Raw genomic sequence first — 11,609 nt, 5'->3', positions numbered from 1 at the left:
CTTGCTCAGGCAAACCGCGTCACGCTATCCCCACGGCAGAACGCCAGCAACGCCAACTGCCCGGCCTGGGCGTGGCGGATCGCCAGCGAAGACGGCGCGGAGATCGTCGCCAGCAGCGGCACCTGCACTTGCACACACTTGCGCGCCAGCTCGTAGCTCGCACGGCTCGTCATGCCGATGAACCCGTCTGCGGGGCGGATGCCGAGTCGTGCCAGCCGGCCGATCAGCTTGTCGAGCGCGTTGTGGCGGCCCACGTCTTCCAGCACATGCAGCGGTGCGTTGCCAGCTGCGGGCACCCAGCCGGCGGCATGCAAGCCACCGGTAAGGGCGTTGGCCGGCTGATGCGCCGTCATCGCCTGCATGGCGTCCAGCACCTGCGCGTCGGCAAGAGACGCCAGCCATGCGGGCGGCGTCAGCGGCGCCGGTGCGTCTTCAAAGGTCTGCAGGCTTTCAATGCCGCAGAGGCCGCAACCGGTCGGGCCGGCCAGCGCGCGACGGCGTTCCTTCAGCCGGACGAAGCAATGCGAGGCGATTTCCGCATGCACCTCAAGCCCATGCGGATGCGTTTCCACGTCTGCGCCACGCCAATCGGCGCGACCGTCGATGATGCCTTCCGACAGCGCAAAGCCCAGCGCGAAATCTTCCAGATCCGTGGGCGACGCCATCATCACCGCATGCGTGATGCCGTTGAAGACGAGCGCCACCGGCGCTTCTTCGGCGACGGCGGTGGCGGTGTCGTCTTGTGCGCCGGCGCGCGTGCGTTTCGTCGCGGAGGTGGAAACGACGGGCAAGCCGGTGGGTTGTTGGGGAAGGGCAGTCATGCAGGGAAATCGGGCAGGGCGCGGCCGGCGTCGAGCAGCACAATGAGCCAGCGCGTGTCGTCCATGGCAACGCGCAACAGGCCTGCGTCGGCCAGCGGATGCAGCGCGCGCAGCACCGTGCTGGCGCGCTCACCCACGCGCTTGGTCAGCCAGGGCAGCGACACAGGCTTGCTGGCCTCGGTTTCGCGCAATGCGGCCAGCAGCGCCAGTTGCAGCGCAGACCACGCCGGCTCGGTTGGCATCAGGCTTCCGCCGTGTTGGCCGCGGTGGCGTCAGCGGTGCGTTCGACTTGGCTCGGAACCAGCATCACCGGAATCGACTTGGACGTCGGCGTGCGGGCCTGGTCGGCCACGGAAGACAGCGGCACCAGCGGATTGGTCTCGGGGTAATACGCCGCCAGGCACCCGCGCGGAATGTCATACGCCACGAGGCGGAAGCCGTCAGCGCGGCGCGTGGTGCCGTCTTCGGAGAGCGTCACCATGTCCACCCACTCGCCGTCTTTCATGCGAATGGTGTGCAGGTCTTCCTTGTTGATGAAGACAACACGGCGCTGCCCGAACACGCCACGGTAGCGGTCGTCCATGCCGTAGATGGTGGTGTTGTACTGGTCGTGCGAACGGACCGTGGCGAGCGTGAAGACGGTCGCATCGGCATGGCGCTCGCGGGCGCGGTGGACGGGCGTGTCGGTCGGCACGGCATGCGCGTGGAATTCCGCCTTGCCCGACGGCGTGTTCCAGACACGTTCGGATGCGGTGTTGCGCAGGCGGAAGCCGCCCGGCACGCGAATCTTCTCGTTGAAGCCGGCAAAGTCGTCGAACACGGCTTCAATGCGTTCGCGGATGCGGTCGTAGTCCTCGACCAGCCAGCGCCACGGGATCGTGCTCTCGGGCAGCGTCGCCTCGGCCAGGCGCGCCACGATGGCCGGCTCCGAGAGCAGATGCGGCGAGGCCGGCGGATTGATGCCTGCCGACATGTGCACCATGCTCATCGAATCTTCCACCGTCACGCCTTGCGTGCCGCCGGCTTGCTGGTCGACCTCGGTGCGGCCCAGGCACGGCAGGATCAACGCGGCCTTGCCGTGCACGATGTGGCTGCGGTTGAGCTTGGTGGTCACGTGTACGGTCAAGTCGCACTGGCGCAGGCCGGCCCACGTGGCGGCGGTGTCGGGCGTGGCCGCCGCAAAGTTGCCGCCCATGGCGAAGAACACGCGCGCGGCGCCTTGCTGCATCGCCTCGATGGCGCCGACGGTGTCGTAGCCATGTTCGCGCGGCACCTGGATGCCGAAGACGTGCTCAAGACGGTCGAGGAACGCAGGCGCGGGCTTCTCGTAAATGCCCATCGTCCGGTCGCCCTGCACGTTGCTGTGCCCGCGCACCGGGCACGCACCGGCGCCCGGGCGGCCGATATTGCCACGCAGGAGCAGCAGGTTGACGATCATCTGGATCGTCGCCACCGAATGCTTGTGTTGCGTGATGCCCATGCCCCAGCACGCGATGACGCTGCCGGCCTTGATGTAGGTGTCGCCGGCCTGGCGGATTTCGTGCTCGGGTAAGCCGGATTCCGCTTCGATCGTCGCCCACGACTCGGCGCGCACGTCAGCCGCAAAGGCGTCGTAGCCGCCGGTGTGCTGGACGATGAAGGTGTGGTCGATGATGGCGGGTTCGCCGCGGCTGCGCGCCACGTCGTCACGCTCGATCACGTGTTTGATGATGCCCTTGACCGTCGCCAGGTCGCCGCCGATGCGCACCTGGTGGTATTCGGTGCTGATGCGCGTGGAGCCCAGCGTCAGCATCTCGATCTTGCTTTGCGGATCGGCAAAGCGCTCCAGCCCGCGCTCGCGCAGCGGGTTGAACGAAACAATCTTGGCGCCGCGCTTCGATGCCTCGCGCAATTCGCCCAGCATGCGCGGGTGATTCGTCCCCGGGTTCTGGCCGAAGATGAAGATCGCGTCGGCCTTGGTGAAATCGTCGAGCGTGACGGTGCCCTTGCCGACGCCGATGCTGCTCCGCATGCCCGTGCCGGAAGGCTCGTGGCACATGTTGGAGCAGTCGGGGAAATTGTTCGTGCCATAGGCGCGCACGAACAACTGGTAGAGGAAGGCCGCCTCATTGCTGGTGCGGCCGGAGGTGTAGAAGATCGCCTGGTTCGGATCGGGCAGCGCACGCAGGTGCTGCGCGATGAGCGCGAAGGCGGCGTCCCAGTCGATCGGGACGTACTTGTCGCTGGCCGCGTCGTAGACCATCGGATGCGTCAGGCGCCCTTGGTCTTCCAGCGCGTAGTCCGACCACTCGGCGAGTTCGCGCACGGTGTGCTGTGCGAAGAACTCCGGCGTGGTGCGGCGGGAGGTCGCTTCTGCAGCCACGGCTTTGACGCCGTTTTCGCAGAACTCGAACGTGGATGCGTGGTCGCGGTCAGGCCATGCACAGCCCGGGCAGTCGAAGCCGTCAGGCTGGTTGGCCGACAGCATCGTCTTGGCGCCCTTGGCCGCGATGCCTTGCGACAGCAATTGATGCGCAACGCTTTTCAGCGCGCCCCAGCCACCGGCCGGGTGACGGTAAAACTCGATCTTCTGGTGCTTCATGGGTGGCGGGGCGGCGTTGGATCAGAGGTCAGGAGAACAGAACGGCAGCTTTTTGGAGTGTAATCCAAACCCCCCAGCCCAACGGCAGCCCCACGGCAGCCCAGGCCAGCACCACGGCCACGGCCGAACCCGGATGCGCCTTCCATTCCAGCGACGTTTCCGGCGCAGCCACCGACGGCGTCGGGCTCTTGCTTGCCGCAGCGTGACGCAGCGCGTCGAGTTGCGCTTCGGTCATGAAGTGCTTCGCGTTGACGGGGCGTACCAGCAGGTTGCAGATGAAGCCGAGGATCAGCAGGCCGGCCAGGATCATCATCGTGATGTCGTACACGGCTGCGCGTTCCACGCCATGGGCGATCTGGTATTCGCGCAGGTAGTTCACCAGCACGGGGCCCAGAATGCCCGCCGTCGACCACGCCGTGAGCAGGCGGCCGTGGATGGCGCCCACCATCTGCGTGCCGAACATGTCGGCCAGATAGGCCGGCACGGTCGCAAAACCGCCGCCGTACATCGACAGGATTACGCAAAAGGCCAGCGCGAACAGCGCGATATTGCCGGTGTGCGACGTCCACGGAATCGATGCATACAGCACGAAGCCGAGCACGAAGAAGATCGCATACGTCATCTTGCGGCCCAGGCGATCCGACAGCGATGCCCAGAAGAAACGGCCGCCAATGTTGAACAGGCTCAGCAGACCCGTGAAGCCCGCAGCGATGGCTGCGATCTGGCCTTTTTGCGCGGCCGTCAGGTCCATGAACGACGTCGTCACGCCCAGCAGCTTGCCGCCAAACACTTCCTGCAGCAGCGGCGAAGCCATGCCGAGCACGCCAATACCGGCCGACACGTTCAGGCACAGCACGGCCCAGATCAGCCAGAACTGCGGCGTCTTCAGGGCTTCATTTGCGTGGACGTGGCGTTGCGTGACCATCGTGTCCTTCGCCTTGGCGGGCGAGGGCGTCCAGCCGGCGGGCTTCCAGCCCGTGGGCGGCACGCGGTAACCGAGCGCGCCGGCCATCATGAAGACGAAGTAGATGCCAGCCAGCACGATAAACGTTTGCGATACGCCCACAGATTCGGGCGTCGCAAACAGCTTCATCAGGCGGTCAGCCAGCGGGGCGCCGATCATCGCGCCGCCACCGAAGCCCATGATGGCCATGCCCGTGGCCATGCCGCGCTTGTCCGGGAACCACTTGATGAGCGTCGACACGGGCGAGATGTAGCCCAGCCCCAGGCCGATGCCGCCGATCACGCCCGAGCCCACCCACAGCAGCCACAGCTGGTGCATTTGGATGCCGAGCGCGGAAATCAACAGCCCGCCGCACCAGCACACGGCCGAGACGACGCCGGCCTTGCGCGGGCCAACGCGCTCAAGCCAGCCGCCCCACATGGCAGCGGATGCGCCCAGGAACACGAAGAACAGCGTAAACATCCAGCCAAGGCTGGAGACGCGCCAGTCGCAGGTGGTGGTGAACAGCTCGGCGATCAGCGAGACGTCGGCGCCGCAGGTGAGTGGCTTGGTAATGCCCAGCGCGCGGCCAAGCGGCAGCCAGAAGACGGAGAAACCGTAGGCCATGCCGATGCACAAATGGATGGCCAGCGCGGCAGGCGGAACCAGCCAGCGGTTGAAGCCAACCGCGGCGACGGTGCGCTCGCGTGAAAAAAATGGATGCAGGACTGCTTCGGACATCGAATCCCCCCGGATAAGTTGAGCCCGTGTTGTGACGTACGTGGTGAAACGGTGCGGCCGCGCCGGTCATGGCCGGTGCGTGCCAGCCGGCTGCAGTGGGACTGCGCCGACGTTGCCCGCGAAAGATAGTGGGGCAGCGTGTTCTAGATCAATAGTTGTAGGCACCCGTTGTATTGCGAATTACGCAACTTACAACCGAATTGCTTAATTTATGTGACCAAAAACATAAACAAACCGGTGCCGGGATCGCCGCCATTGGCGTTCCGATGGCGAGCGCCAATACTGGATTGACGAATCCAGGCGCGCGCCATGTCGGCGGCAAGCAATCTTGGAGGTGGCGGATGGCAGTCGATACGCAACTTGAGGCCCACGCGCTGGGTGTGAGCGAATCCGTTGTCATGGGGGTGGCGGGCACGGCGCCCGCGTTCAGCATTGCCGCTACCACGGCCACGCTGATCGGCGCGGTGGGGGCCCTCACGCCGGCCAGCCTTCTGTATTGCGGACTGATCATGTTTGGCGTGACCTTTGCCTATCTGCACCTGAACCGCGTCAACCCGCATGCCGGTGCGGCGTATGCCTGGGTGGGCGCCATCTTCAATCGCACATTGGGGTTCTTTGCCGGGTGGGCACTGCTGGTGGCGTCGGGCGTGTTCATGGTGTCCGGCACGATTCCAGCCGCAACGGCCACGCTCACACTCGTGGCCCCGTCGCTGTCTGCGCAGCCCGCCGTGGTGGCGCTGATGGCCGCAGCGTGGCTGCTGGTGGTGACCGCCGTCATCATCAAGGGCATCAAGCTGACGAGCTATTCGCAGATCGCCATGACGGTGACGGAAACGCTCATCCTCGTCGGTCTGATCGTGCTGGCGGTGGTGAAATTCGGCGCGCATCCGGCCCATGCGCTGTCGTGGGCGTTGCTGTCACCCGCGGCATTTACACCGCAGCTGTTTGCGACCGGTGCGCTGACGGCCCTGTTCTTTTTCTGGGGTTGGGACGTGACGGTCAACCTGACGGAAGAAACGCGTGACGCCAATCGCGCGCCCGGTCGTGGCGCGTTATGGGCCATGGTGATTGTGCTGGCGCTCTTCATGGGTTTTGGCGCCGTGATTCTGCTCGTGCTGAGCGACGCGGAAATCGACCAGTCCAGCACCAACGTCATCTTTGCCGTGGCCGACAAGCTGCTGCCGCGTCCGTGGAGCTACGTGGCCGTGGTGGCCGTCATGCTGAGCACGGTCGGCACCCTCGAGACGTCCATCCTGCAATTCACCCGCACGCTGTATGCCAAGGGCCGCGACGGCATGTTGCATGCACGCTATGCCACGCTGCACCCGACCTGGCGCACGCCATGGGTGGCGACCGTCGTGATTGCCGCGATCGGGTTGGTGCTGCTGTTTGGTGCGTCGTTTTTCCCGAGCATCAACGCCATCATCAAGGATTCGGTCAATGCGATCGGGTTTCAGGTGGCGTTCTACTACGGGCTGGCGGGCTTCGCCTGCGCGTGGCACTACCGGCGCGAAGCCCTGCGCTCGATGTTCAATGCGGTGTTTCTGGTCGGCTGGCCGTTGGGCAGCGCGTTGTTCTTGTGGTTGATCGCCGCCTACAGCGTGCCGACGTTCGATCTGACGACAAACCTGGTCGGGCTGGGCGGCATCGCTGTGGGGGTGGTGCCGCTGCTGTTCAACCGGTGGTCTGCGCAGCGTGGGGCGCGGTTAGCCCGTCACCGATGAGGCCGGCCACGGGCAGCTGCTTGCGCGCTGGCGAAAATCATCGGCCAGCGTGCGGAGGCGGGCGAGAGCGGTTTGCATGTCCGCCGCCCGCTCGGGATAGGGGCCTACGCTCTGTGCGGTGCGCTCGATGCTGCGGGCAGCATCCGCGATCGGTTGATGGCCCAGCATGCGTGCGGAGCCGACGATGCGGTGTGCCGCTTCAACGATCTGCGCGTCGCCCCCGCTGTGGAGAGCGCTCTCCAGGTTGGCGAGATCCTGTTCCATCGTCTGGGAAAACAGATCGACGATAAAGCGCCATTGCCGGAGATCGGTGCCAAAGAGGTCGATGAGCGTGGCGACGACCTGCGGCGGGAACTGCGCGGTAATGCTGGCGTCGACGTTGGGCGTGGTCTGCATGGTGGCGGTGCGGGGATGAAGTCAGAGGTGCACTCTGCATGTCGGGCGCGCGCGCAACCATGAGATTGGTCCGATTTCTGATGCCGATCCAAAGCGAAACGGGCGCACCGCCGGTGAGGCGATGCGCCCGTTTTGCTTTTGACGCGAGTGTGCTTTAAGGCAGCATGGCAGCCGTCGGGCTGACGTCCGAATCGCGCGACGGCGGTCGGCGGTTCCGGTGCGCCCAGGTGAAGACCACCGGCAGCACCAGCAGCGTGAGGATCGTCGTCGTCACCATGCCGCCGACGATGACCAGCGCCAGCGGGCGCTGCGCTTCCGAGCCGATGCTGTGCGAGAGCGCCGCCGGCAACAGGCCCAGGCCGGCCAGCATGGCGGTCATGATCACCGGGCGCAGGCGCAGCGCGGCACCGTCGACGGTGGCTTCCCGCACGTTTTCGGATTGCGCCAGACGATTGACGTACGAGATCAGGATCACACCGTCCTGGATGGCGATGCCGAACAACGAGAGGAAGCCGATACCCGCCGAAATCGACAGCGTCTCATGTGCGATATGCAGCGCCAGCAGTCCGCCGATGGCGGCAAACGGCACATTGAGCACCACCATCAGCGCATCCTTGAAGTTGCCGAAGGTGCTGTACAGCAGCAGGAAGATCACGAGGATGGTCAACGGCACGATCACCATCAGCTTGCCTTGCGCGACCTTCATCTCGTTGAACTGGCCGTCCCACTTGACGGTGTAGCCCTCGGGCAGCTGCACGCTGCTGCCCACCACACGCTGTGCCTCGTCCACGGCACCGCCGAGGTCACGGCCGCGCACGCCGAACTTGATGGCGATGTAGCGCTTGCCTTCCTCGCGGTAGATGAAGAACGGGCCGTCCGTCATTTCCACCTTGGCGATCATCGACAGCGGAATGTGCTGGCCGTCGGGCGTATCGATCAACAGTTCGCGGATGGCGTCGTACGAGGCACGTGCCTGCTGATTCAGGCGCACCGCCAGGCCGAACGACTTTTCGCCCTCCAGGATCTGCGTGACCGGTGCGCCACCGATGGCGTATTGCACGAGGTTCTGCACGTCGCTCACGTTGATGTTGAAGCGTGCAGCTGCCTGGCGGTCGATCGAAACGTTCAGCGTCGGCTGGCCCAGCTCGCGGAAGATGCCCACGTCCACCAGGCCCGAGACCTTCTTGAGCTGCGCCTGGATTTCGTTGGCCTTGGCTTCGAGCATGTTGAGGTCGTTGCCGAACAGCTTGACCGAATTTTCGCCCTTCACGCCCGAAAGCGCTTCGTCCACGTTGTCCTGGATGTACTGCGAGAAGTTGTATTCGATGCCCGGGATCTTCTCCAGATGCTTGGATAGCCGTTCGACGAGTTGCCCCTTCGTCATGCCGGCAGGCCATTGGTCGGGCGGTGCGAAATACAGGCCGTACTCCTGGTTGAACACGCCCGTGGAATCCGTGCCGTCGTCCGGGCGGCCGATCTGCACCGAAACCTGCTTGATCTCGGGTTGCTTGACGAAGTACGCGCGCAGGTCGCTCGCCACGGACGCCGAGTAATCGAGGTCGACCGTATTGGGCAGCGTAATGCGGAGCCACAGGTTGTTTTCTTCCAGCGTCGGGAGGAACTCCGTGCCGAGGAACGTGGCGCTGTACAGCGTCAGCAAGAGCGCCGTGATGGCCGTGGCAAAGACGGCCATCGGCCGCGCGATCAGCTTGCGCAGCAGGGGCTTGTACCAGCGCAGGATCGCCGTGATGAACGCCGGCGAGTGCGGATGCAGCGTCTTGCCGAAGACGAACGACGTGGTGGCCGGCACGAACGTCAGGCTCAGCACGATCGACGCCATCAGGGCAAAGCCCATCGTGAACGCCATCGGCTTGAAGATGATGCCTTCCACGCCCCCGATGAAGAACAGCGGCGAATACGCCACGATGATGATGCCGGTGGAAAAGATCATCGCGCGCTGTACTTCGCTGGTCGCCTTGACGATGGCGTCATCCAGCTTCTCGGCGCCTTCTTCCAGGTGCCGCATGATGTTTTCCATCACGATCACGGCCGCATCGACAATCACCCCAAAGTCGATCGCCCCGAGCGAGATCAAATTGGCCGGCACATGGAAGTGCTCCATGCTGATGAACGACACGCACAGCGCCAGCGGAATCACCGCCGCCACGACAGCTGCCGCACGGAAGTTGCCCAGGAAGACGAACAGCACGGCGAGCACCAGCGAGATCCCGACCACCAGCGTGTGTTCGACCGTGCCCATGGTGATGTCGAGCAGCACCTGGCGGTCATAGAACGGCTTGATCTGAATGCTCTTGGGCAGGACGCCGTTGTTCAGCTCTGCCACCTTCTCGCGCACCTTGGCCAGCACCTCGGTGGCGTTGGCATCGCGCTTGAGGAGCACGATGCCTTCCACCACGTCGGGCTGATCGTTGTATTGCACCTGGCCCAGACGCTGCACGTTGCCGACTTCCACTTCGGCAATATCGCGCACGCGCACCGGCACGCCGTTATTGGCGTTGATCACCACGTTGCGGATGTCGTCCACTGTCTGCAGCAGACCCACGCCGCGCACGACGAACTGCTGCTCGCCGTCGCGCAGCAGATTGCCGCCCGTGTTGTTGTTGGCGTTGCCGATGGCCGTGATGAGCTGCGACAGCGTGATGCCGTACGACTGCAGCTTCGCGGGCGACGGCACGATGTGATACTCCTTCACCTTGCCGCCGAAGGAGCTGACATCGGCCACGCCCTGCACGTGCTTGAGCCCCTTGGAGATGTCGTAGTCCTGGTAGCTCTTGAGCGTGGTGAGGTCGACGCCATCGCCCACGAGGCGGAAGCGCATGATTTCACCGGTCGCGTCCGAGTCGGGGCTCAGCGACGGCTGCACGCCCGTCGGCAGGTTGGCACTCGCCAGATACTGCGAAAAGTTCTGCCGCGCCTTGAAGCTATCGGTGCCTTCCTTGAACTTGAGCGTCACCACCGACAGCCCGAACAGCGATACCGAGCGGAACGACTGCACGTCCGGCACGCCGGCCAGCGCGTTTTCGATCGGGATGGTGATCTGCTGTTCGACTTCGGTCGTGCTGCGGCCCGGCCATTGCGTGATGGCCTGCACCGACAGCGGTGCGACGCCCGGATACGCCTGCAGCGGCAGTTCTCGGAAGGAAAGCACGCCGGCCACCAGCAGCGCGATCGCCAGGAAGACGATCAGCAGCCGCCGCTTGAGAATGCCCGCGATGGGGTTGAAGCCCATGCCTACGCTCCTGCCTTGACGATCATCTCGTTGAGCAGCGCGGCGCCGCGCACCACCACCTGCGACGAAGCTTCAAGTCCGGCCGTCACGGCAAAGTTGCCGTCGGTGCCGGTGTCCTTGCCGTGCACTTCCACGCGCTTGAAGTGTGTGGCATCGCTCTGGACGATCACGAAGTAGCTGCCGTGGTCTTTCACCAGGGCGGACTTCGGCACCACCGTGGCCTGGCCGCTGCCGGTCTGGATGCGCGCCGTGGCGTACATCTCGGGGCGCAGCAGGCCGTCGGTGTTGGGCACGTCGCAGCGCACGGTCAACGTGTGCGTGGCCGGGTCGATGTTCGGGGCAATGAAGCTCACGCGGCCTGTGAACTCGCGGTCCGGATACGCCGACGTGTGCAGCGAGATCGGCTGGCCGATGCGCACGCTGGCAATGTCGTTCTCATACACATTGCCCGTGAACCACAGCACACGCGTATCGACGATGCTCATGAACGAGTCGCCCACGTTCAGGAAGGCGCCTGGGTCCATGTTGCGCTTGACGATCGTGCCCGAGATGGGCGCGCGCAGCGTCAGGTGTTCAGCGGGGGTGCCGCGCTTGGCAATCTGCGCGACATCGGCATCGGACATGCCCAGCACGTGCAGGCGGCCCGCGGCGGACTGTACCGTTGCGTCGGCATCGTCCTGCAGATCCTTCATGTTGGAACCCTTGAGCTGGCGCGCCGTATTCAGCGCCAGCAGGTATTCCTTCTGCGCGGAGATGAAATCCGGCGCGTACAGCTGGGCAATCGGCTGGCCCTCGCGCACCTGCGCACCTTCGAACAGGAGGATCTGGTCCAGCCGCCCGGCCACGCGCGCCGAGGCCAGCTTGGTGCGCTCGGCGTTGTAGGCGAGCTTGCCCGGCGTGGACAGTTCTACCGGCACGGACAGCTGACCGACCTGCGCGACCTTCACCTGCTGGGGGTCGAAGCCGCCGGCCGGAATTTCAACGGAGTCGGGCTTCGGGCGCGACGCGGCAGCCGGCGCAGAGGCCGGACCTGCTGCAGGTTTCGCGGTCTCGGCCGGCACGGCGGCAGGCCACTTGCGTCCGACCACCACGCCCACGGCCAGGGCCGCGGCCAGGGCGATGACTGCAACAACGGGAGAGAACTTCTTCATGA

8 protein-coding genes are annotated in these 11,609 nt (G+C 64.9%); 1 reads left to right on the top strand and 7 read right to left on the bottom strand.

Going from position 1 to position 11,609, the window contains the following annotated elements; translation table 11 throughout:
- Positions 1-5: 5 nt before the first annotated feature.
- Genes fdhD through ABIC76_RS01105 form a run of 4 tightly spaced genes read right to left on the bottom strand, consistent with a single transcriptional unit; the run spans position 6 to position 5,086 of the window.
- Positions 6-821 carry a formate dehydrogenase accessory sulfurtransferase FdhD gene (gene fdhD, locus ABIC76_RS01120; RefSeq protein ID WP_354532691.1) on the bottom strand — a complete coding sequence of 272 codons (816 nt, stop codon included), beginning with the start codon at positions 819-821 and terminating at the stop codon, positions 6-8.
- A complete protein-coding gene (locus tag ABIC76_RS01115; protein ID WP_206274460.1) occupies positions 818-1,063 on the bottom strand; it encodes a MarR family transcriptional regulator in 246 nt (81 codons plus the stop codon). Before ABIC76_RS01115 ends, fdhD begins: the two co-directional genes overlap by 4 nt.
- Entirely contained in the window at positions 1,063-3,402 is a 2,340-nt protein-coding gene (locus ABIC76_RS01110; protein ID WP_354532690.1) for an FdhF/YdeP family oxidoreductase, read from the bottom strand. Before ABIC76_RS01110 ends, ABIC76_RS01115 begins: the two co-directional genes overlap by 1 nt.
- A 28-nt stretch (positions 3,403-3,430) precedes the next feature.
- Positions 3,431-5,086 carry an OFA family MFS transporter gene (locus ABIC76_RS01105; protein ID WP_354532689.1) on the bottom strand — a complete coding sequence of 552 codons (1,656 nt, stop codon included), beginning with the start codon at positions 5,084-5,086 and terminating at the stop codon, positions 3,431-3,433.
- Between the two features lie 341 nt (positions 5,087-5,427).
- On the opposite strand from ABIC76_RS01105, the gene ABIC76_RS01100 reads away from it, so the two are divergent.
- Positions 5,428-6,810, top strand: coding sequence for an APC family permease (locus ABIC76_RS01100; protein ID WP_354532688.1), 1,383 nt, complete (start codon positions 5,428-5,430; stop codon positions 6,808-6,810).
- Here the strand turns inward: ABIC76_RS01100 and ABIC76_RS01095 are convergent.
- The 3 genes from ABIC76_RS01095 to ABIC76_RS01085 all read right to left on the bottom strand — a co-directional run bounded on the left by ABIC76_RS01095 (position 6,793) and on the right by ABIC76_RS01085 (position 11,607).
- Complete coding sequence (locus tag ABIC76_RS01095) at positions 6,793-7,206, bottom strand: Hpt domain-containing protein (protein ID WP_354532687.1); 414 nt, start codon at positions 7,204-7,206, stop codon at positions 6,793-6,795. The genes ABIC76_RS01100 and ABIC76_RS01095 overlap by 18 nt on opposite strands.
- A gap of 154 nt (positions 7,207-7,360) precedes the next feature.
- Positions 7,361-10,456 carry an efflux RND transporter permease subunit gene (locus tag ABIC76_RS01090; RefSeq protein WP_354532686.1) on the bottom strand — a complete coding sequence of 1,032 codons (3,096 nt, stop codon included), beginning with the start codon at positions 10,454-10,456 and terminating at the stop codon, positions 7,361-7,363.
- A 2-nt stretch (positions 10,457-10,458) separates the two neighbouring features.
- Complete coding sequence (locus ABIC76_RS01085) at positions 10,459-11,607, bottom strand: efflux RND transporter periplasmic adaptor subunit (protein WP_147217484.1); 1,149 nt, start codon at positions 11,605-11,607, stop codon at positions 10,459-10,461.
- Positions 11,608-11,609: the final 2 nt, after the last annotated feature.

Source organism: Ralstonia sp. 1138 (assembly GCF_040544795.1).
Lineage (GTDB): Bacteria > Pseudomonadota > Gammaproteobacteria > Burkholderiales > Burkholderiaceae > Ralstonia > Ralstonia flatus.
This window is presented reverse-complemented; position numbering and strand designations above follow the sequence as displayed.